The organism is Streptomyces sp. NPDC012827 (assembly GCF_042900905.1).
GTDB classification, from domain to species: Bacteria; Actinomycetota; Actinomycetes; order Streptomycetales; family Streptomycetaceae; genus Streptomyces; species Streptomyces gulbargensis.
Map to the genome: position 1 here is coordinate 415,429 of NZ_JBIBBY010000006.1, position 21,629 is coordinate 437,057.

The 21,629-nt window shown below is 73.5% G+C and carries 18 protein-coding genes; 9 read left to right on the plus strand and 9 right to left on the minus strand.

Annotated elements, in window-relative coordinates; genetic code table 11:
- Nucleotides 1-129: 129 nt before the first annotated feature.
- From ACFY60_RS16520 to ACFY60_RS16540, 5 genes are all read right to left on the minus strand, one after another.
- A complete protein-coding gene (locus ACFY60_RS16520) occupies nt 130-1,014 on the minus strand; it encodes a carbohydrate ABC transporter permease (protein WP_388614587.1) in 885 nt (294 codons plus the stop codon).
- Nucleotides 1,011-1,973, minus strand: coding sequence for a carbohydrate ABC transporter permease (locus ACFY60_RS16525; protein ID WP_388614590.1), 963 nt, complete (start codon nt 1,971-1,973; stop codon nt 1,011-1,013). Before ACFY60_RS16525 ends, ACFY60_RS16520 begins: the two co-directional genes overlap by 4 nt.
- On the minus strand, nt 1,970-3,304 hold the full coding sequence (locus tag ACFY60_RS16530; RefSeq protein WP_388614593.1) for an extracellular solute-binding protein: 1,335 nt from the start codon (nt 3,302-3,304) through the stop codon (nt 1,970-1,972). Before ACFY60_RS16530 ends, ACFY60_RS16525 begins: the two co-directional genes overlap by 4 nt.
- A gap of 94 nt (nt 3,305-3,398) precedes the next feature.
- Nucleotides 3,399-4,928 (minus strand): alpha-N-arabinofuranosidase, encoded by a 1,530-nt coding sequence (locus tag ACFY60_RS16535; protein WP_388614596.1) that lies wholly within the window; start codon nt 4,926-4,928, stop codon nt 3,399-3,401.
- Between the two features lie 45 nt (nt 4,929-4,973).
- Nucleotides 4,974-5,972 carry an arabinan endo-1,5-alpha-L-arabinosidase gene (locus ACFY60_RS16540; protein ID WP_388614598.1) on the minus strand — a complete coding sequence of 333 codons (999 nt, stop codon included), beginning with the start codon at nt 5,970-5,972 and terminating at the stop codon, nt 4,974-4,976.
- A 497-nt stretch (nt 5,973-6,469) separates the two neighbouring features.
- Between ACFY60_RS16540 and ACFY60_RS16545 the strand changes: the two genes are divergently transcribed.
- The 3 genes from ACFY60_RS16545 to ACFY60_RS16555 all read left to right on the plus strand — a co-directional run bounded on the left by ACFY60_RS16545 (nt 6,470) and on the right by ACFY60_RS16555 (nt 11,588).
- The gene (locus ACFY60_RS16545; protein ID WP_388614601.1) at nt 6,470-7,642 is read left to right on the plus strand and encodes a glutamate--cysteine ligase; all 1,173 of its coding nucleotides are present in this window, start codon (nt 6,470-6,472) and stop codon (nt 7,640-7,642) included.
- 149 nt (nt 7,643-7,791) lie between these two features.
- The gene (locus tag ACFY60_RS16550; protein ID WP_388614604.1) at nt 7,792-9,576 is read left to right on the plus strand and encodes an N-acetylglutaminylglutamine amidotransferase; all 1,785 of its coding nucleotides are present in this window, start codon (nt 7,792-7,794) and stop codon (nt 9,574-9,576) included.
- A complete protein-coding gene (locus tag ACFY60_RS16555) occupies nt 9,549-11,588 on the plus strand; it encodes a S9 family peptidase (protein WP_388614607.1) in 2,040 nt (679 codons plus the stop codon). Before ACFY60_RS16550 ends, ACFY60_RS16555 begins: the two co-directional genes overlap by 28 nt.
- Before the next feature lie 134 nt (nt 11,589-11,722).
- Here ACFY60_RS16555 and ACFY60_RS16560 read toward each other — a convergent pair whose 3' ends face one another.
- Nucleotides 11,723-12,166 carry a hypothetical protein gene (locus ACFY60_RS16560; protein WP_388614609.1) on the minus strand — a complete coding sequence of 148 codons (444 nt, stop codon included), beginning with the start codon at nt 12,164-12,166 and terminating at the stop codon, nt 11,723-11,725.
- Nucleotides 12,167-12,171: 5 nt separating this feature from the next.
- Complete coding sequence (gene ctaD, locus ACFY60_RS16565) at nt 12,172-13,905, minus strand: cytochrome c oxidase subunit I (protein ID WP_388614612.1); 1,734 nt, start codon at nt 13,903-13,905, stop codon at nt 12,172-12,174.
- A gap of 330 nt (nt 13,906-14,235) precedes the next feature.
- Here ctaD and ACFY60_RS16570 point away from each other — a divergent pair, with 330 nt between their 5' ends.
- Nucleotides 14,236-15,687 carry a M20/M25/M40 family metallo-hydrolase gene (locus ACFY60_RS16570; protein ID WP_388614614.1) on the plus strand — a complete coding sequence of 484 codons (1,452 nt, stop codon included), beginning with the start codon at nt 14,236-14,238 and terminating at the stop codon, nt 15,685-15,687.
- Nucleotides 15,688-15,699: 12 nt separating this feature from the next.
- Here ACFY60_RS16570 and ACFY60_RS16575 read toward each other — a convergent pair whose 3' ends face one another.
- Nucleotides 15,700-17,040, minus strand: a complete 1,341-nt coding sequence (locus ACFY60_RS16575) for a hypothetical protein (RefSeq protein WP_388614616.1) — start codon at nt 17,038-17,040, stop codon at nt 15,700-15,702.
- Nucleotides 17,041-17,334: 294 nt separating this feature from the next.
- Here ACFY60_RS16575 and ACFY60_RS16580 point away from each other — a divergent pair, with 294 nt between their 5' ends.
- The 5 genes from ACFY60_RS16580 to ACFY60_RS16600 all read left to right on the plus strand — a co-directional run bounded on the left by ACFY60_RS16580 (nt 17,335) and on the right by ACFY60_RS16600 (nt 20,920).
- Complete coding sequence (locus tag ACFY60_RS16580) at nt 17,335-18,282, plus strand: GlxA family transcriptional regulator (protein WP_388614618.1); 948 nt, start codon at nt 17,335-17,337, stop codon at nt 18,280-18,282.
- 127 nt (nt 18,283-18,409) lie between these two features.
- The gene (locus ACFY60_RS16585; protein WP_388614619.1) at nt 18,410-19,039 is read left to right on the plus strand and encodes a DJ-1/PfpI family protein; all 630 of its coding nucleotides are present in this window, start codon (nt 18,410-18,412) and stop codon (nt 19,037-19,039) included.
- 52 nt (nt 19,040-19,091) lie between these two features.
- Nucleotides 19,092-19,838, plus strand: a complete 747-nt coding sequence (locus ACFY60_RS16590; RefSeq protein ID WP_388614622.1) for a DJ-1/PfpI family protein — start codon at nt 19,092-19,094, stop codon at nt 19,836-19,838.
- A gap of 92 nt (nt 19,839-19,930) precedes the next feature.
- The gene (locus ACFY60_RS16595) at nt 19,931-20,155 is read left to right on the plus strand and encodes a DUF6458 family protein (RefSeq protein WP_388614624.1); all 225 of its coding nucleotides are present in this window, start codon (nt 19,931-19,933) and stop codon (nt 20,153-20,155) included.
- 33 nt (nt 20,156-20,188) lie between these two features.
- Nucleotides 20,189-20,920 (plus strand): 4'-phosphopantetheinyl transferase family protein, encoded by a 732-nt coding sequence (locus tag ACFY60_RS16600; protein WP_388614627.1) that lies wholly within the window; start codon nt 20,189-20,191, stop codon nt 20,918-20,920.
- Between the two features lie 15 nt (nt 20,921-20,935).
- Here the strand turns inward: ACFY60_RS16600 and ACFY60_RS16605 are convergent, their stop codons facing one another.
- On the minus strand, nt 20,936-21,625 hold the full coding sequence (locus ACFY60_RS16605) for a potassium-transporting ATPase subunit C (protein WP_388614630.1): 690 nt from the start codon (nt 21,623-21,625) through the stop codon (nt 20,936-20,938).
- Between the last annotated feature and the right edge of the window lie 4 nt (nt 21,626-21,629).

Below are 21,629 nucleotides of genomic sequence, written 5' to 3' on the forward strand. Positions count from 1 at the left end.
TCCTCCGAAGAGGGACCCGTGTCCCCCGATCCGTGGGCCGCGGACACCCGGGCACGGTCCCGGCGCCGGAAGCGCGGTCGGTCCCCCGCCCCTGCGTGCGCGACGCCGAACGTCGTTCATGACCTCGGTTCACTGCCCGGCCAGGCCCGTGTGGGCGATGCCCCGCACGATCTGCCGCTGGAAGAGGGCGAAGACGACCAGCAGGGGGAGGCCCGCGATCACCAAGGAGGCCATGATCTGGGCGTACCGGACTCCGAAGCCGGACTGGACGTTGACCAGCCCCACCGGGAGCGTCATGGCCTGGGGGTCCGTGGTCACGAGGAACGGCCACAGGAAGTTGTTCCACGTGGAGATGAAGGTGAAGATCGCGACCGCCGCGAGGACCGGCCGGGACAGCGGCATGACGATCGTCCAGAAGACCCGCCAGCGCCCGGCGCCGTCGACGAAGGCGGCCTCTTCCAGTTCCCTGGGCACCCCTTCGAAGAACTTCACCAGGATGAACACCATGGCGGGCACGGCGACCTGGGGCAGGATCACACCCCAGTAGGTGTCCACGAGCCCCATGCGGACCATCTGCGTGAACAGCGGCGCGATGAGGACCTGGGGCGGCACCATGATCCCGGCCAGGACCAGGCCGTACAGGATCCTGCGTCCCCGGAACACGGTCCGGGTGAAACCGTAGGCGGCCATGGCGCACAGGACGACGGTGAGCAGGGTGGTGAGCCCGGAGACGACGAGGGAGTTCACCGTCCACCGCAGCAGGGCGCCCGACTCCCCCACCTTGGCGTACGCCTCGAAGGTGATCCGCGAGCCGATCCACTCCAGCGGTGTCCTGGTCGTCTCCCCCTCCGGTTTGAGCGAGGTGGCGACGGCCCAGAGCAGGGGCAGCAGCCAGGCGGCGGCCAGGACGAGCGCCACGGCGAGCAGGGAGATCCTGCCCGCGGTCCAGCGGGGCCGCCGGCTCTTGGTGCGGGACGCTCGGACGGTGCGGTCACGGACGGCGGCGAGGCTCACGTGCCGGCCTCCTCTTTGCGCCGGGCCAGTACGGGCTGGACCAGGGAGACGATCAGGATGAGGGCGAAGAAGATGTAGGAGACGGCGGACGCGTAGCCGATCCGGTAGCCGGTGAAGCCCTGCTGGTAGACGTACTGCAGGATCGGCCGGGTGGAGTCGTCGGGTCCTCCGCCGGTCATCAGGTAGACCTGATCGAAGATCTTGAGCGAGGCGAGCACCTGGAGGACGAGCACGAGGCCGGTGGTGCGCCGCAGGAGCGGCAGGGTGATGTGGCGAAGGCGCCGCCACGCGCCGGCGCCGTCGAGCTCGGCCGCCTCGTACAGGTGCTGCGGAACGGCTTGGAGCGCGGCGAGGTAGAGCAGGAAGTTGAACCCGACCGTCCACCACACCGTGGTCAGGACGATGGAGAGCATCGCGTAGCGTTCGTCGCTCAGCCAGCCGATGCCGGGTTCCAGTCCGGCGGAGGCGAGGAGCTGGTCGGCGAGTCCGAATCCCGGCGGAAAGATCATCTGCGCGAACAGCATGCAGACGACGCCCGAGGGCAGCAGGAACGGCGCGAACCAGCTGATCCGCCAGAGCCACTGCACGACCCGCAGTTGGTGGGCGAGCAGGGCGAGCACGAGTCCGACCAGCACGAGCGGGACGGTGGAGAGCACGGTGAACCAGACGGTGTTCCACAGGGAGGACCACATCTGCGGGTCGGCCAGCGCCTCCGCGTAGTTGTCCAGGCCGATGAACTCCGCCTCCGTGCCGGTGATGTTCTCGCTGGTCAGGCTCATCTCGAGGCCACTGATCAGGGGCCAGACGAGAAAGAGGGCGTAGACGACCAGGAAGGGGGCCACGAAGACGAGGCCGTGCTCGGTCCACTTCCTCCGGGCGGTCCGGGGGCGGGCCGTGACGGCGCCGTGGCCCGCCCCGGAGGCCGCGGGGGCCGGAGCGGCGGGGGTGAGCGTGGTCATGACACGACTCCGGGAAGGGGGTTGCGGGTGTCGAGGAGGCGTCCGAGCCGGAGCTTCGCCTCGGAGAGCGCCTCACGGGGGGTGCGGGAGCCGGTGAGCAGCGTCGAGAACACCTCGCCGAGTTCGATCCACATACGGGAGGCGGACCCGGCGAACCAGGCCGGTTCGTCGAGCACGACGTCGTCGATCACGTCGCGGTAGGCGGACTGCGGATCGAGCGCCAGATAAGCCGGATCCGAGAGGACGGGCCGGTACGCCGGGACGTGGCCGCCCGCCGCCCATTCGACGGAGTTCTTCAGCATCCAGGCGACGAAGACGCAGGCGGCCCTGTCCGTCACGGTGTCGCGCCCGCGCTGGTGGGGCAGGACGAAGGCGTGGGAGTCGGCCTGTGCCGTGGCCCGTCCGAACAGTGCGGGGACCCGCGTCATCGAGAAGGGCGTCCCTCCCGTGCGGAAGGTGGTGACCTCCCAGTCCCCGTTCAGGTGGAACGCCGTCCGCCCCTGGTTGAAGATGCCGACGGCGGCGGCGTAGTCGGCGCGGCGCGTCCACAGCCCTTCCCCCACGAGGCCGGCCATGAACTCGAGCACCCGCAGGGCCTTGGCGTCGTCGAGGGCCTGCCCCTTGCCGTCGGGGGTGAGGACGGTCCCGCCGGTCTGGGAGTAGAAGGTGGAGAAGAGGCGCCAGGGCGTGATGCAGTCGGGGCCGAGGGTTTCGGTGACGAGGGCGGCCGTGCCGGTCACCTTCCTGACGGCGCGCAGGGCCTCGGTGAACTCCGCGGCTCCTTGGATGGGCTTGAGGCGCGTCCCGTCCATCAGGCCGGCCTTGCGGCAGATGTCGGTCTGGTAGTAGAGCACGAGGGGGTGGGTGTCGAGGGGGACGGCGTACTGGCGGCCGTCGATCCGGCCGCGCCGCCACAGGTCCTCGGGGAAGTCCGCCGGGCGGATGCCCGCCTCGGCGAGCAGATCGGGGTCGAACGGGTCGACCAGCCGTCCGGGGCCGAACCCGGCCAACCGGGCCATGTGGAGCGCGGCGACCTCCGGCGCACGGCCCCCGGCGCCCGCCATACCGAGTTTGGTGTAGTAGGGGGCGCCCCACTGGAGGGTGGTGGCCTCCAGTTCGACGTCCGGGTGGGCGGCACGGAAGGCGTCCAGCATCTTCTGCATGTTGACGCCGTCACCGCCGCCGAAGAGGTGCCAGAACCGGAGCCGGGTCCGGCCGGAGGCGGAGGCCGGCGGCGCGCAGCTCGCGGTCGGGGCGAGGACGCCGGTGGTGGCGAGGGCGCTCAGGGAGCCGGCGAGGACTCGGCGCCGGCTGGGATGGGGTGATGGCATTGCGGCTCGTTTTCCCGGGGTGCGGCGGAGGGCGGCCGGGGCCGCCCTCCGGTGCGGAACCGCCCGAGGGCGGCTTTCCTGCAGGGGCGGCCCGTCAGGCCAGGCGGATCATGGTCCAGGACAGCGGTTCGAGGGTGACGCTCAGCGCGGAGCCGGTCAGCACGGCTCCCTCACCCGGGTGCGGCGTGACGCGGTCCGGCTCGTCGAGGGTGTTGCGGGCGTCCGGGTCCGCGTCGGCGAGGACGGTGTGCTCGACGATCTCGCCGAGGTCCATGCCGCCCAGCGCGACGCGCAGCGGCAGGGGCCGGTCCTGCGAGCGGTTGACGGCGAAGACGGAGACCGCTCCGGTCCCGGGGTCCCGTACCGCGGTGGCCTGCAGCAGGGGCACGTCGCCATGGACGGCGGTGGAGTACGTGGGCGAGTCGACGCGCACGTCGAGGACCTGGCCGCGGCCGTGGCGCGCGGCGTGGGCGAAGGGGTAGAAGGTGGTCTGCCGCCAGGCCGGGCCGCCGGGTTCGGTCATGATCGGGGCGATGACGTTGACGAGTTGGGCGAGGCAGGCGACCGTCACCCGGTCGGCGTGCCGCAGCAGCGCGATGACCAGCGAGCCGAAGACGACGGCGTCGGTGACGGAGTAGCTGTCCTCGAGGAGGCGGGGGGCCTCGGGCCAGTCGAGCGGGTTCTCGGCGGCCTCCGCCTCGAAGCGGCTCAGGTACCAGACGTTCCACTCGTCGAACGAGAGGTTGATCTTCTTCTTGGACTTCAGCCGGGCGCCGATGTGGTCGCAGGTGGCGACCACGTTCTCGATGAACGACTCCATGTCCACGGCGGAGGCGAGGAAGGAGTCGCGGTCGCCGTCCTTCTCCTCGTAGTAGGCGTGCAGGGATATGTGGTCGACGAGGTCGTACGTCTCCTCCAGGACCTTCGCCTCCCAGGCCGCGAAGGTGGGCATGGCCTGGCTCGACGAGCCGCAGGCGACGAGTTCGAGGCCCGGGTCCATCTGGCGCATGGCGCGCGCGGTCTCGGCGGCCAGCCGTCCGTACTCCTCCGCCGTCTTGTGGCCGGTCTGCCACGGACCGTCCATCTCGTTGCCGAGGCACCAGAGGCGGATGCCGAACGGCTCCTTGTCGCCATGGGCGACCCGCAGGTCGGAAAGGGCCGTGCCGCCGGGGTGGTTGGCGTACTCCAGCAGTTCGAGGGCCTCGGCCACGCCCCGGGTGCCGAGGTTCACGGCCATCATGGGCTCGGCCTCGGGGCCGACCTCCTTCAGGAACGCCATGAACTCACTGAGCCCGAAGCGGTTGGTCTCGGTGGAACGCCAGGCGAGGTCGAGACGGCGGGGCCGGTCCTCGACGGGGCCGACGGAGTCCTCCCACCGGTATCCGGAGACGAAGTTGCCTCCCGGGTAGCGGACGGCCGTGACGCCGAGTTCGCGTACGAGGTCGAGGACGTCGGTGCGCAGGCCCGCCTCGTCCGCCAGGGGATGGCCGGGCTCGAAGACGCCGGTGTAGACGCAGCGGCCGAGGTGCTCGACGAACGAGCCGAACAGACGGGGGTTCACCTCACCGACGGTGAACGCCGGGTCGAGGGTGAACCGGGCGACGTGGTCAGGGGCGGGGGTCATGACGTCCTTTCGTGGGGCGGGGTGCGAGGTGCCGGGCGGTCGCCGTCAACGGGCGGGCACCGGCCAGCCGTCGGCGCTCCAGGAGAGCGGGGTGAGGCCGAGCTTGGGAGTGCCCTGGTCCTCGGCGTCGTAGTAGTGGTGGACGAGAACGTCCCGGCCGCGGTCACGGAGCACCGACTGTCCGCCGGGTCCGAGGTACTTGCCGTGGCCGGCCAGCAGCAGGTCGCCACCGCCCTGTGTCATCGGCCTGCCGTCGCGTCCGGTGTAGGGGCCGGTCGGTGAGGTGGAACGGCCGACGCGGATGTTGTACGTCGATTCGACGCCCGCGCAGCAGCGGTCGTAGGAGACGAAGAGGTAGTAGTGACCACCCCGGCGCACGATGGCCGGGGCCTCGACCGCGTAGGGGGCGTCGGGCCGGGTGGCCAGGTGGTGGACGGGGGCCGCGGGGAGGGGGCGCCCGGTGCGGTCGTCCAGTTCCACCATGCGGATGCCGGTCCAGTGGGAGCCGAAGGACATCCAGAGCCTGCCTCCGCCTTCGACGATGCCCGGGTCGATGGCGTTGTAGGCGTCCGTCGTGGCGCTCGCGAAGATCTCTCCGTGGTCGGTCCACGTGCCGGGCCTGCCGCTGGGCGAGGTGGCGAGCCCGATGGCGGAGCGGTTCGAGCCGAAGGAGGAGACCGCGTAGTAGAGCCAGTAGCGCCCCTTGCGGTGCACGATCTCAGGGGCCCAGGGGTCGCTCTCGGCGGAGTAGGAACGCCACCAGGCGGGAAGCGCGGTGAAGGCGGACCCCGCCCGTTGCCAGTGGCGGCCGTCCCGTGAGGTGCGTGCTTCGAGGCCGCCGTGCGTGGAGTAGACCACATAGGTTCCGTCCTCGAGACGGATCGCCGCCGGATCGTGGACGGTGACGTCGCCGGTGACGGGCAGCGGATCGGGGTAGGCGGCCGCCGGAGCGGCCGACGCCTGGGGCATCAGGCAGGCGAGGGCCGCCGCGCCGGCGGACAGGAGTGCCGCGGCCCGGCGGCGGACGGAACGCCCGACAGGCATGGAATGGCTCCTTCGACGAGACGACCGGAAGAAGTCTGTTCGAGATTACGAACGACTTTCGTAACTTCGAACAGCGAAATTAGACGCCCCGAAACAACGGCGTCAACGAGTGGAGCAAAATCACGAACGTCGTTCGAAATTACGAACAAAGAAGGCGCGCTTTCCCTCAGGACACCCGCGCACCGAGAGGTGACAGCCGCCGCACAGGCCACCGACCTTGGCGGTGGCGCCCGAGGGTTCTGTCACCGCATATCGGTGACTTCGCCCCGCGCACCGGACAGGAGACCCGGCACGGACACCCGTCGCCGAGCCGCCGTCCGGCTTGCCGCACCCCCGCTGACGAGGGCGCGCGCAGCACATCGTGACACCACGCGCAACTGCGCTCACATGAGCACCACAGGCATATGTTCGCCGATGCCGGGCACCCGTTCGGGCACACCGGCAGCGTCGACCCCGACGGGGCCGGTCGGAGAGCAAGTCGTCCATGAGGAGGCGCCGTGACCGTCCGGATCGGGGTCGAGGAAGAATTTCATGTGATCGACGTCGAGAGCGGGGAACTCGTCCCCCGCGCCGACGCGATCCTCAGCAGGCTGACCCGGTACACCGGCGCGTACACGCGAGAGCTGGCCCAGTCGGCCGTCGAGTCGAACAGTGGGGTGCACGCGTCCCTGCAGGATCTGTGGGCGGACCTGTCGACCTCGCGCCGGCGGCTCGACCGCGCGGCCTCGTCCCAGGGGCTCGCGGTCGCGGCCGTCGGCACCGCGCCGCTGACGCGGCTCGGAACCGTGCCGACCACCGTCGACGAGCGCTATCTGCACATGACGGACGAGTACCGCCGACTGGTCGGCGAGCAGCTGATCTGCGGCGCGCAGGTGCACGTGGACGTACCGGACCGGGACACGGCGGTACGCGCGATGTGCGTCGTCGGTCCGTGGCTGCCGGTGCTCCTGGCCCTGTCCGCGAGCTCCCCCTACTGGCTCGGCACCGACACCGGTTACGCGAGCTGGCGGACCATGGTGTGGCAGCGCTGGCCCACCTCGGGGCCCGCCGGGTGCTTCGCCGACGCGGAGGCGTACGACCGGGCGATCCAGGAGCTGATCAGTTCCGGCGTCATCAGCGATCCGGGCATGATCTATCACGACATCCGGCCCTCCTCGCACCTGCCGACCCTGGAACTGCGCGTCTGCGACGCCTGCCCCCGGGTGGAGACCGTCGTCCTGATCGCCGCGCTCTTCCGGGCCCTGGTGGTCGACGCCTGCGCCGCCGTCCGGGAGGCCGGTGACGCCGGGTGCGACGGCCGCCACGAGTGGCTGCGCACCGCCACCTGGCGCGCCGCCCGCTCCGGTCTCGAAGGTGACCTGGTCGATCCGGAGACCCGGCTCGCCGCGCCCGCCCCCGCCGTGGTGCGGAGCCTGCTGCGCAAGGTCCGGCCGACGCTGGAGGAGTTCGGCGACTGGGAGACGACGCTCTCCCTGGCCGAGGACGCCCTGGCCCGTGGCAGCGCCGCCGCGGTGCTGCGCGCGAAGGTCGCCGAGGAGGACCTGCTCGCCGGCGTGGACGCCGTCCTCGCCGAGACGCGGGGCGAGAAGCTCCTGCCCGCCCGGGCCGGCCGCCGGGTCCGCCCCCTCCCCGCCGGCTGGGACGGCCGGCCCGCCGCCAGCGCCTCCTGAGCCGCCGGCGCCGTCACCGGCGCCCTCCCCCGACAACGTACGAGAACGAACACGCACCGCCGCACCACCGAGGAGTGACCCAAAATGCGAAAACGCCCTGATGCCCAGCCCTGCCTTGTGCGCGTCGCCGACGTCCCGGGAGGTCCGGCGTGTGCGGCCTGAGCGGTGAGATCCGCTTCGACGGAGGGCGGCCCGATCTGGCCGCGGTGGAGCGCATGACCGACCGGCTGGCTGCGCGCGGCCCCGACGGCCGGGGCCTGTGGCACCGCGGCGCCGTCGCGTTCGGACACCGGCGGCTGAAGATCATCGACCTCTCGGAGCGGGCGGCCCAGCCGCTCACCGACGAGGAGGCGGGCCTGACCTGCGTCTTCAACGGCTGCATCTACAACTACCAGCAGCTGCGTGACGAGCTGCGCGGCCTGGGCCACCGCTTCGAGACCACCTCGGACACCGAGGTCGTGCTCAAGGCCTACCGGCAGTGGGGCACCGACTTCGTCGAGCACTTCGCCGGCATGTTCGCCATCGCCGTCGCGGAGCACGCCACGGGCCGGGTGGTGCTCGCCCGGGACCGGCTCGGCATCAAGCCGATGTACCTCGCCGAGCGGCCCGGCCGGCTGCGGTTCGCCTCCACCCTCCCCGCGCTCCTCGCGGGCGGCGAGGTGGACACCTCCCTCGACCCCGTCGCCGTCCACCACTACATGAGCTGGCAGTCCACGGTGCCCGCCCCGCGCACCGTCCTGGCCGGAGTGCGCAAGCTCCCGCCCGCGACGGTCCGCGTGATCGAACCGGACGGCCGGCACCGGGACCACCGCTACTGGCAGCCCTCCTACACCCGCCGCGCCGACCTGGCCGGGATGGGCCCGGAGGAGTGGCGGGACGCCGTCCTCGCGTCGCTGCGCACCGCCGTGCGGCGGCGCATGGTGGCCGACGTGCCGGTGGGCGTGCTGCTCTCGGGCGGTCTCGACTCCAGCCTGATCGTCGCCCTCCTCGCCGAGGAGGGGCAGAAGGACCTGGCCACCTTCAGCGTCGGCTTCGAGTCGGAGGCCGGCGAGGACGGCGACGAGTTCCACTATTCCGATCAGGTGGCCCGTCACTTCGACACCGACCACCACCAGCTGATGGTTCCCTCGGACCGGGTGTCGACCGCCCTGGACGGCGCGGTCGCCGCCATGAGCGAGCCGATGACCAGCCACGACGTGGTGGCCTTCCACCTCCTGTCGGAGCAGGTCTCCAAGGACGTCAGCGTCGTGCAGAGCGGCCAGGGCGCCGACGAGGTGTTCGGCGGCTACCACTGGTACCCGGCGCTTGCCGAGGTGCCGCGCGAGGACGAGCCCGAGCGGTACGCCGACGTGTACTCCGACCGGTCGCACGCCGAGCTGGCGAAGATCCTCCAGCCGCACATGCTGGCCCCCGGCGACCCGTCGCGGGAGTACATCCGCCGCCACATGGCGGAACCCGGTGCCGAGACGGCCCTGGACGCCGCGCTCCGCACGGAGACCCACGTCATGATGATCGACGACCCGGTGAAGCGGGTCGACAACATGACCATGGACTGGGGTCTGGAGGCACGGGTGCCGTTCCTCGACCACGAGCTGGTGGAGCTGGCCGCCGCCTGCCCGCCCGAGCTGAAGCTCGCGCAGGGCGGCAAGGGTGTCCTCAAGGACGCCGGGCGCACGGTGCTCCCGAGGAGCGTCGTGGACCGGCCGAAGGGCTACTTCCCGGTGCCCGCCATCCGCCACATGGCCGCGCCCGTCCTGGGACGCGTACGGGAGGCCCTCACCTCCCCGGCCGCGCGCGGGCGCGGGCTGTTCCAGGAGGAGTACGTCTCCCGGCTCCTGGCCGCACCGGACGACCACCGCACGAACCGGGGCGCCAACGCCCTGTGGCAGATCGCGCTGCTGGAGATATGGCTGCAGACGCACGGCATCGACTGACCGCGGAGGGCTCGGTGGGGACCGTCACGGCCCCGTCCGCCCAGCCGCTGGCCACTGCGGCCGGCCCCCTGGACACGCCCAGGGGGCTGGTGGCGCACGCCTGCTGGTACCCGTCGGTGGACCCGAGCGGGGAGTACGCGGCGTTCATCTGCGACCGCGGGGGCGTGCCGCAGCTGTGGACGGCGCCGCTGGACGGCGAGGAGGCCCGGCTGCTGGACGCCGGCCCGGACCATGTGACGGAGGTGTCCTGGTCGCCGGACGGCCGGTGGATCGCCTACACGGTCGCGCCGGGCGGCAGTGGTCACACCCGGGTGCTGTGCGTCCGGCCGGACGGCTCCGACCGCAGGATCCTGGCCGGCGCGGAGCCGGGTTCCTCGGCGTACCTCGGCTGCTGGACCCGGGACGGTTCGGCGCTGGCGGTCACCATCGCAGAACCCGCCTCCGGCCGGCCCGACCCGGCCGACCTCGCCGAGCGGCCTACGGGCTGGACGGAACGCGACGGGCACGCCACCCTTCTCGACGCCGGGGCGCACGGCGGCGGGGAGGGCGGCCCGCCGGTGCGGGACGTGCTGACCGCCTACCTGCTCGACCCGGCCGGTGTGACCGCGCCCGTCCTGCTGGCCGAGGAGAGCGAGGCGGCGACGCTCAGGGTCTGCGACCTCAGCGCGGACGGCCGCCTCGCGCTGCTGCGGCGCGGGCCGCGCGGGGGCCGCGAGGGGGTCGTGGTGCGCCTCGCGGACCGCGCGCCCGTCTGCACCCTGCCGGTCGCCGACGGCGACCCGTGGATCGGCCGCTTCTCGGCCGACGCCCGCACGCTGTGGCTGCGCAGCGACCACGACCGGGAGTACGCCGCTCTGCTCGCCCTGGACCTGGACGTTTCGGGGGCCGCGACCGGCCTGCGCGTGCAGGCCGCACGTGAGGCGTGCGACCTGGAGCTGCTGTCCGCCGTGGAGCACGGCGGACACCTGGCCCTGGTGTGGAACGTCCACGGGACGAGCGAGCTGGAGACCCTGCCGGTCGACGCGCCGAACGGGACGCCGCCCGCGCCCCGGCCCGTGCCGCTGGACCACGAGGTGGTCACGCGCGTCGTGCCCGCGGGGGCGTACGGGATGCTCGTCGCGCTCTCCGGCTCCCAGCGGCGGCCCGGGGTGTGGCACGTGCCGGGGGCGGCGCCGCCGGTGCGCACACCGTGGTCGGCCCGGGACGAGGAGACCGTGCCCCCGGGGCCGCCGCCGGTACGGCCGGTTCCGCTGCGGCCGACGGCCCGCGACGGGCTGCTGCTCGGCGGCTGGTACCACCGGGCGCCGGGCCGCCCGCCCGGCGAGCCGGCTCCTTGTGTCCTCCACCTCCACGGCGGCCCCGAGGAGCAGGAGCGCCCGGTCTTCGACCCGCTCTACCACGAGCTGCTCGGCCGGGGACTCGACGTCTTCGCCCCCGACGTCAGGGGGTCGTCGGGCTGGGGCCGTTCGTTCCGGGACGCCGACCTGGGCACGGGCCGGTTCGACGCCATCGAGGACGTGGCGGCCTGCGCGGCGCACGCCGTCGAGGCGGGGCTCGCGGATCCGCGCCGCCTCGCGGTCATGGGTCATTCGTACGGTGGATATCTCACCCTCGCCTCCCTCGTCTGGCACCCGGACCTGTTCCGTACGGGCGTGACCGTGTGCGGCATGTCCGACTTCGGGACCTTCTTCGCCGGTACGGAGCCGTGGCTGGCGGAGTCGGCCGCGCACAAGTACGGCCATCCGGAGCGGGACCGGGCGCTGCTCCAGGCGCTGTCCCCGATGAGCCGCATCGACGCCCTGCGGGTGCCGCTGCTCGCGGTGCACGGCGCGCACGACACCAACGTGCCGCCGGGGGAGTCGGAGCAGATCGTGCTCGCCGCCCGCGAGCGCGGTCTGGAGGCCGAACTGCTCCTGCTGCCCGGCGAGGGGCACGACTTCCGGCGGGCCGAGAGCCGTCGGCAGTTCCGTCGCACGGCCGCCGACTGGCTCCAGCGCCGGCTCATGTCCTGAGCTGCGGGCGGCCGGGCGCGCGCTTCCTGCCGGTGCGGCACGGACCGCGTACGACGACACGGCGGCGCCCCCGAAGGGCGCCGCCGTGTCGTCATGGGTGCGGGGCGGTGACGGACGCCACCGTCCCTGCTCCCCTAGCCCGCGGTCCGGGCCAGGGCAGTCCACACGAGCGCCGTCGCGGCGCCCAGGGCGGCGGCGGAGACGAGGGCGGTGGTGACCAGGCGCCGCCGCAGGCAGGCGTAACGGTCGCTGTACTCGCGGCGGAGTTCGTCGGCGCGGACGACTGCGGCCTGGAACATCCGCCGCCGGAGCGCCAGGTGTTCCTGTGCGAAGACCCGGGCGATCTCCTCCGCCTCGTGCGGCCCCAGCCAGGGGAACCGGCCGGCGAAGGCGGCGCCCGCCTCGGCGGCCTCGGTACGGGCGTGCTGGGCGAGGAGGTAGCCCTCCATACGGGCGATGCCGGCGGCCGCCTCCGCGCGGAGGTCGTCGTGCCCGCGGGCGCCCGTCCCCGAGGCCACGGGCGGGCCGCCGGGGCGGCTCGTGGAACCCTGCGGTTCTCCCGGACCGGTCACGGCCATGCGGGTCAGGCCTCCCGGTCGGGGCCGCTGCCCTGCGTGGGGCTCTGGGCGGCGTCGGGGTCGTCGATGATGTCGCGCTTCTGTCCGCCGCCGTGGGCGAGCGCCGCCAGGCTCGGGAAGTTCAGGTCGAAGGCGGGCGATTCCGAGCGGATGCGGGGCATGGTCACGAAGTTGTGGCGCGGCGGCGGGCACGAGGTGGCCCACTCCAGCGACCGGCCGAAGCCCCAGGGGTCGTCCACTGTGACGCGCGGGGCCGTGCGGGCGGTCTTCCAGACGTTGTAGAAGAACGGCAGGGTCGAGGTGCCGAGCAGGAACGCGCCGATGGTCGAGACCGTGTTGAGGGCGGTGAACCCGTCGGCGTTCAGGTAGTCCGCGTACCGCCGGGGCATGCCCTCCGCGCCCAGCCAGTGCTGGACGAGGAACGTGGCGTGGAAGCCGACGAACAGCGACCAGAAGTGGATCTTGCCGAGGCGTTCGTCGAGCATCGTGCCCGTCATCTTCGGCCACCAGAAGTAGAACCCGGCGAACATCGCGAAGACGACGGTGCCGAAGACCACGTAGTGGAAGTGCGCGACGACGAAGTAGGAGTCGGTGACGTGGAAGTCCATCGGCGGCGAGGCGAGGATGATGCCGGTCAGGCCGCCGAAGAGGAAGGTGACGAGGAAGCCGATCGACCACAGCATCGGCGTCTCGAAGGAGAGCGACCCCTTCCACATGGTGCCGATCCAGTTGAAGAACTTCACGCCCGTCGGCACGGCGATCAGGAACGTCATGAAGGAGAAGAAGGGCAGCAGCACCGCGCCGGTGGCGAACATGTGGTGCGCCCACACGGTCACCGACAGGCCTGCGATCGCGATGGTGGCGCCGATGAGGCCGACGTACCCGAACAGCGGCTTGCGGGAGAAGACCGGCAGGATCTCGGTGACGATGCCGAAGAACGGCAGGGCGATGATGTAGACCTCGGGGTGCCCGAAGAACCAGAAGAGGTGCTGCCACAGCAGGGCCCCGCCGTTGGCCGGGTCGAAGACGTGCGCCCCGAACTGCCGGTCCGCCTCCAGCACGAGGAGCGCCGCCGCGAGCACGGGGAAGGCGAGCAGGACGAGCACCGAGGTCAGCAGGATGTTCCAGGTGAAGATCGGCATCCGGAACATGGTCATGCCGGGCGCGCGCATGCAGATGATCGTGGTGATGAAGTTGACGGCGCCGAGGATCGTGCCGAAACCGCTGAGCGCCAGGCCCATGATCCACATGTCGCCGCCCACGTACGGGGTGCGCTCGCCCCCGCTGAGCGGCGTGTACGCGGTCCAGCCGAAGTCGGCCGTGCCCTGCGGGGTGAAGACGCCCGCGAACGCGATCAGCCCGCCGAAGAGGAACAGCCAGTACGAGAACATGTTCAGGCGCGGGAACGCGACGTCCGGGGAGCCGATCTGCAGCGGCATGATCGCGTTGGCGAAACCGGCGAAGGTCGGGGTGGCGAACAGCAGCAGCATCACCGTGCCGTGCAGGGTGAACGCCTGGTTGTACTGCTCCGTCGAGACGAGCTGGAGCCCGGGCCGGGCCAGCTCCGCCCGGATGACCAGCGCGAGGATCCCGCCCAGGATGAAGAAGACGAACGACGTGATCAGGTAGAGGTGGCCGATCTTCTTGTGGTCGGTCGTGGTCAGCCAGTCCACGACGACCCTCCCCCGGCTTCTCCTCTTCACGGGAACGAGGGTGGGCGGCTCGGTGGAGGTGACCATGGGGACTCCGCTGAAGATCGGGAAGAACACGGCTGGGCAGGCCGACCGTAGAGCACCCCACACGCGGCAAACCGCACGGACACGGGCATTCCGAAAAAATCACCTGATCGCACTGTGCCGCGTCACGCCTGCGGCCGACCGGGCGGAAAGACGGGCGGCACGGATGGGACGCCGGTGCGGGGGAAGCCGCAGGGATGTCCGGCCGCCGGCGGAGCCGATCGCGTGCGGGTGGCCGGGCCGCCCGTGGCCGGCGCCCGCGCGCCCGGCCGGCGGGGCGCACCGCGCCGCCGGCCCCTGTCCCCGCCCTCGCCCCGAAGTGGAGAGTCCCCGATGGCAGCGCTCCCTCCCCCGCCCGATCCGGCGGCGTCCGCGTCGACCGCTCCGACCGTTCCGCCCGGGACGCTCCGCGCGGCGGTCCGGCGCGAGACGGAGTCCGTCCTCGCCGATCTGGCGGAGTGGGTCCGCGTCCCGTCCCTGTCCTGCCTGCCCGACCACGCGGTGGAGGTGATGCGCTCCGCCCGTCTGCTCCAGTCCTTCTTCCGCCGCGCCGGGTTCCCGGTGGTCGAGGAGTGGCCCACCGAGGGGCTTCCGGCCGTGTACGCCTGCCGGCCCGCCGCCGATCCTGACGCGCCCACCGTGCTCGTCTACAGCCATCACGACGTCAACGCGGTCATCGAGGAGGACTGGCGCGAGACCGCGCCGTTCGCGGGAGTGCTGCGCGAGGGCCGGCTCCACGGCCGGGGCGCCTCCGACGCCAAGGGGCAGGTGCTGTGCCACCTGTGGGCGCTGCGGGCCTGGCTCGCCGCCACGGGGGACTCCGCGCCGCCCGTGACCCTGAAGTTCCTGGTCGAGGGCGAGGAGGAGATCGGCTCCGTCCACCTCGGGGAGCTCCTGGAGCGGCACGCCGAGGCGCTGCGCGCGGATGTCGTCATGGTCTCCGACACGATGCTGTGGTCGCTGGAGCGTCCGGCGGTCTGCGCGGGGGTGCGGGGCTCGGTCAGCGCGACGCTCACGGTGCGCGGGACGCGGGCGGACGTCCACAACGGGGCCGTCGCCGGAGCCGTCGGCAACCCGCTGACCGAACTGTGCCGCGTCCTCGGTGCGCTGCACGACGAGAACGGCCGGATCACCCTCGACGGCTTCTACGACCGGGTGGAGTCGCCGCCGGACGACGAGCGGGCGCGGCTGGCCGGAGCGGACCTGGACGAGCGGGAGTGGACGCGCAGGACCGGGGCGCTCGGCGCGCCGGGTGAGGCGGGGTACGGCATCACGGAGCGGGTGTGGCTGCGGCCCGCCGTCGAGGTGACCAGCCTGTCCGGCGGGCATCCGCGGTTCCCCGGCCTCGGCGTCGTACCCGCCACCGCCACCGCCGGCCTCGTCCTGCGGCTGGTGCCGGACCAGCGGGCGGACGAGGTCGCGGAGAGCCTGCGGGAGTGGGTGGCGGCACGGGTCGGCCCCGGTTTCACGTACGAGCTCGACCTCCCCGGCACCCGGTCCGACCCCTACGCGACACCGCTCGGCCACCCGGCCTTCCGGGCCCTGGAGCGGGCCGTCGGCGCGGGCCGGGACCGGCCCGTCGCCCGGATGCGCAACGGGGGCGCCGCGCCCGCCGCGCAGCTCGCGCGGGCGCTCGGCGCGCCGGTCCTGTTCTACGGCACGGGTCTGCTGGAGGACCGGTGGCACAGCGGCGACGAACGCGTCGAGGTGGAGGCCCTGGCCCAAGGCGCGGAGACGCTGGCCACGTGGTGGAGCCTGCTGCCGGACGCGCTGGCGGGGGACTGAGTGGCGTCCGGGTCACACCACGGGGCCCAGAACCCGCGTCAGGCGTTCCTCCAGGGCGTCGAGCCGGGGGCCGGTCGGGGCGATCGTGACATGGCGCCAGGTGCGGCCGTCGGTGGGCGGGCCCGCGTACAGGACCGCGCCCTCGCCCCGCCCGGCCGACCACCCGAGGCCGCTGTCGTCCAGGAGGCGGACGGCCTGTTCGAAGGTGTACGGGGCGGGGGCCCGCCGGCGGCCCATGCACCAGGCCGGGTCGTCCCGGCCCGCCGCCCGCGCGAGCCGGGTGACCATGGCGTGCGGGGTGGTGGTGGCGGTGCGCCGCACGTTGCTCTCGTTGGCGTGGAGGACGCCCCGCCGGGTCACGACGGCGTCCAGGGAGAACGGGCCGGCGTAGCCGTGCCGTCCCAGGTGCGTGCCGAACACCCGGGCCCACTCCTCCAGTTCACCGCGCGCCGCGGCCGCCGGTCCGCGCAGGGGGGCCTCGTAGCCGGTGAACGAGCCGTCCCTGGTGCGCATCTCGCCGCTGAAGAGGACCGCCGTCCCGGCGGGTCCCGTCCAGGCCTGCGTGCTGAGCGAGTGCGCCACGTCCACGCACTCCTCCACCACCCAGGTGTCGTCCACGGGCGGCAGGGACAACGGCCCGGGCGCCTGCCCGGGCGCGGCGGCCCGGACGAACGTGAGGCCGTGCCCTCCGGCGGAGCGGTCGGGCTTCACCACGACCGCGCGGTGGTCCCGGATCATGCGCGCCACGAGCGCGTCCAGCTCCGCGTGGCGGCAGACCCGGCCCTCGGGCACGCGGAGGCCGAGCGCGGCCGCCGCGGCCCGGAAGCCGGACTTCGTGTTGAGCTGCGAGGTGGCCTTCAGCGCCTCCGGGGTGGGCTCCTCCCGCCCGTACGGGGTGACCGGGATCCCGAGGTCACGGGCGAAGGCGGCCGCGGACTCGTCCAGGGCGGTCGGCAGGAGGGCGATCCCCGGCCGGGCCGCCACCAGTTCCCGTACGGCGGGCAGCAGACCGGCCCGTTCGACGGCCTCCGCGAAGGGGACGCCGGGGCACGGCGGCACGGGGACGACGGTCACGTCCCCTGCGGACAGGCCGAGCAGGCGTGCCGCGTACTCCTGGAAGGCCCCGGGGAGCGGGACGGGGGTCAGGAGGACGTCCCCGGGCCGCAGCAGCCACATCGTGCGCGGTGCCTGTTCGGCCCACTGGCCGAGGACGGCCGTCGCCCGCAGCCCGACCGCCAGGTCCGAGGCGAAGTTCGCGTGCACCAGCAGCGGTCCGGCGTGCTCCGTCGCCTCCCGGTCCGCCCCGGGAGCGGCCGTCCGCGCGGGCGGGGGTGTCGTCCGGTCGGTCGTCATGGTTCTCCTGCGTCTCGCCGGGGAGCCCGGGCCGGGACCCGGCCCAGCGGCACCGGGGTGGTGCGCCCGGGGCTCCCGGTCGTCGGCCGTCACCTGCCGGGGCCGGCCGCCGGTGCCCCGCGGCCACCGTACCTCCGGGCCTCCCCCGGCACGACCGGCCGCCCGCCCCGTGTCCCCGCGGCCCCGGAAACCGACCGTGCGGGAAGCGGACCGTCCGGGGGACCGACGGTCGGGGACGGCGGCGGTCCGGGGCGGCGGCGGGGCCGGCGCGGTCATGGCGTACGCTCCGGCCGTATGCACGTGGTCGCGGTTCTCGCACTCGACGGTGTGTCGGCCTTCGATCTCGCCATCCCCTGCCAGGTGTTCGCGATCCCCCAATCCCCGGACGGTACGCCCGCGTACGAGGTGCGCGTCTGTGCCGACCGGGACACGGTGGCGACGGCGGGGCCGACGACTCCCTTCCGCATCTCCTCCTCGTACGGCTGGGAGGAGGCGCTCGCCGCGGACACGGTGATCGTCCCGGGGATACCCGCCGAGCGGACTCCCGACCCGCGCGGGATCGGCATCCTGCGGGAGGCGGCGGCCGGCGGGGCCCGGATCGCGTCGATCTGCACGGGTGCCTTCGCCCTCGCGCACGCCGGGCTCCTGGACGGGCGCCGGGCGACGACCCACTGGCGGTTCGCCGACGCCCTCGCGGAGCGGTTCCCGGGCACGGTCGTCGACCCGTCGGTGCTGTACGTGGACGAGGGCCAGGTGCTCACCTCCGCCGGGATCGCCGCGGGCCTGGACCTCTGCCTCCACCTGGTGCGGCGGGACCACGGCGCGGCGGTCGCGGCGGGAGCCGCCCGCCTCCTGGTCATGCCGCCCCAGCGCACGGGCGGCCAGGCGCAGTTCATCGAGTACCGGACGCCGGAGACGGACTCCGCCGACCTCGGCGCGACCCTGGAGTGGATGCGCGGCAAGCTCGGCGAGCCGCTCACCCTGGCCGACATCGCCGCGCACGCGATGATGAGCCGCCGCAGCCTGGCCCGGCACTTCCGGGCCCAGACCGGGACGACCCCGCTGCGCTGGCTGCTCGCCCAGCGCGTGCAGCGCGCCCGGGAGCTCCTGGAGACGACGGGGCTCCCGCTGACCAGGGTCGCCGAGGCGACCGGGTTCGGGTCGGTCGAGACGCTCCGCCACCACTTCGCGCGCCAGGTGGGCACGACACCGTCGGCGTACCGGGCCGCCTTCCGCGCCTGAGGGGCCGGGCGCCCGTGCCCCTGGCCGTATCTTCCGCACCAGGGGCACGAGCGCCGGTGTCGGCGCCCGCCGCGCCCCGGAAGACTGGACGCGTTCCCACTTCGCACCGTCCTCCCGGAGGTTCGTCATGCCCTCTCGCACCCCGCCGCCGCCCCGCGCCGGACGCCCGCTGCGTGTGCACACCGTCCTCTACGACGGCGTCGAGGAGCAGGACTTCGCCGGTCACATCGAGGTCTTCGGCATCGTCGGCGAGGAGCGTCTCGCGCAGTCCTTCGTCACCGTCGGCGGCTCGCGCCGGGTGACGACCTCCGCCGGCATGGAGATCCTCTGCCGGGACGCCTGGTCCCCGCGCTCCGCCGACGTGATCATCGTCCCCGGCGGCGGGTACGGCGAGGGGTCCGGCCTCCAGCGGGAGATCACGCGCGGCACCCTGCCCCGCGCCCTCGCCTCGGCCCGCCGGGACGGCCTGGTCATGGCGGCGGTCTGCTCGGGCACCATGCTGCTCTCCGCCGCCGGTCTGACCACCGGGCGCCGCTGCACCACGCACCACATCGCCCTGGCGGACCTGCGGGCGCAGGGCGGACGCGTGGTCGCGGGCCGGGTCGTGGACGACGGCGACCTGGTGACCTGCGGAGGCGTCACCTCCGGCATCGACCTGGGCATCTGGCTCGTCGAGCGCTTCCTCGGCCCGGACACCGCCCTGTTCGCGGAGGAGGTCCTCGAGTACGAGCGCCGCGGCACGGTGAACACCGCGTGAGCCGCCCCTTCGCCGCACCCCGTACCCCTACCGACCTTCAGAGGTGACCCGCGTGAACCGACGTACCCTGCTGCGCACCGCGACCGCCCTCGGCGCCGCCGGCCTCGCGACCGGCATCACCGCCGCCCCGGCCGCCGCGAGCGGCACCGCCCCCTCCCCCGCCCCCGGCGCGGGGGATCCGCTGCGCGTCCAGGTGGTCCTCTTCCCCGGCGTGGAGGAGCTGGACCTCGCCGCCCCGTACGAGGTGTTCTCCGCCTCGGACTTCTTCACCGACCGCGCGGTGGACGTCCGGTACGTCACCCTGGACGGACCGGGGACGATCACCGCCGCCTTCGGGACCACCCTCCGCGTGGAGCACGGCTGGGCTCCCGGCGAGGCGGACCTCCTCGTGGTGCCGGGCGGCGGTTACGCCCGGCGGGACGACCCGGGGGTGTGGGCCGAGATCCGGCGTGGCGCCCTGCCGCGCGCCCTGGCCGAGGCCCGCCGTCCCGGCCTGACGATCGCCGCGCTGTGCACCGGCGTCATGCTGCTCTCGGCCGCCGGGGTGACGCGTGGCCGGCCCTGCACGACCCACCACCGGGCCCGCGCCGACCTGGAGCGCCAGGGCGGGGTGCTGAAGCGGGCGAGGGTGGTGGACGACGGGGACCTGGTGACGGCCGGGGGCGTCACGTCCGGCCTCGACCTGGCGCTGTGGCTGGTCCGCCGGGAGCTGGGCGTCGACGCGGCGCTCGGTCTGGAGGCGATGCTGGAGTACGAGGCGCGGGGGACGGTCTGGACGGCGGGCCCGCCGCGCGGTTGACGGGGCGTCGGGCGGCGGCGACCGCGCTCCGGAGGGCATGGGCCGCGGGGTCGGGGGTACCCGATGCACATCAACCCCCGAGGAGGAACACCATGGGTCTGGGACTGTGCATCATCCTGATCGCGGTCGGGGCCATACTCACCTTCGCGGCGGACTGGGAGCTCGACGGAGTCAACCTCGATCTGGTGGGTCTGATCCTGATGGCGGTCGGCATCATCGGGACCGCGGTCTACACGAGCATCCTGCGGCGCCGCCGGATGGTGGTCCCGCCCGTCGCCCCGACGGTCACGGAGAACGAGCGGCGCGATCTGCTCTGACGGTCCGCCGGCCGGCCCGGCAGACTGGGTGGCATGACCATCGCGCTGCTGCCCGTGCGCGGCCTCCGTGCCGGCGAGACGCCGGACGTGGACGTTCCACCGGTCGCCAACGGCACGGCGGCCTCGCTCTGGCTGGTCCGGGTGGCACCGGACCCCGGAGCGTACGAGCTGCTCGACGCCGGGGAACGGGCCCGCTGGAACGCGTTCGTACGCGAGGAGGACCGGGCCCGGTATCTCGCCGCGCACGGCGCCCTGCGCCGGCTGCTCGGCCGCTTCCTGGACGTCCGGCCGGAGGAGGTCGTCCTCGTCCGGGAGCCCTGTCCGCTCTGCGGCGCCCCGCACGGCCGTCCGGCCGTGCGGGGCGCCGCCGTTCATTTCTCGCTCTCGCACAGCGGGGATCTCGTGCTGCTCGGGCTGGCCGCCCGGCCGCTGGGCGTGGACGTCGAGGCGCGGCCCGCGGTGTCGGTGGCCAACGCGGTGGCGGGAAGCCTGCATCCGTCGGAGGGCGTCGAGTTGGCGGCCCTGCCGCCGGAGGAGCGGCCGGCGGCCTTCGCCCGCTGCTGGGCGCGCAAGGAGGCGTATCTGAAGGGGACGGGCACGGGCCTCGCGGGCGGGGTGGACCGGATGTACGCGGGGACGGGACCGGTACCGGCCTCCGTACCTGGCTGGTCCGTGGCCGACGTCCCCGTCCCGCCCGGATTCGCGGCCGCCGTAGCCGTCTCCGTGCCGCCGCCCCTCCCCCGGCCCGGGACACGGCCCGAATGACGGCCCGGTGGCGGGTCAGGGACGTGAGGGCGACCGGTCGCCGTCCGTCATCGCCCTGAGGGCGATGTTCAACTTCAGGACGTTGACGCGGGGTTCGCCGAGGAAGCCCAGGACCCGGCCCTCGGTGTGGCCGGCGACGAGGGCCTCGACCTTCCCCGCCGGCAGGTGGTTGCGCTCGGCGACACGGTGGACCTGGAGGCGCGCGTACTCCGGGGAGATGTGCGGGTCGAGGCCCGAGCCCGAGGAGGTGACGGCGTCCGGGGGCACGTCGGAGAGCCGTACCGGGTGGGTGGGCGTGGAGTTGTCCCGTACCACCGCGGCCCTGGCCTCCGTCACCCACCGGATCAGCTCGGCGTTGTCGCCCGAACGGTTGGTGGCGCCGGACACCAGCAGGCTGTGGCGGGTGTTGACGCTGTTGGCGCCGAGGCCCCGGGAGGGGCGCGGCTGGAACCACCTCAGGTCCGGGGCGGCCGTCTTCTCACCCGCCGCCAGGGGCAGGTCGTAGCGCTGTCCGACGAGGGCGGAGCCGACGGTCCGGCCGCCGGCGTCGGTGATCTCGGAGCCGTTGGCCCGGGAGGGGAAGACGGCCTGGGCGAGGCCGGTGACGGCGAGGGGGTGGAGCACGCCGCACAGGACGGTCAGGGCGAGGAGCGCGCGGAGTCCGGCGCCGAGCAGCCGCCCGGCGCTTCCTGCGGAGTTCTTCATGCGG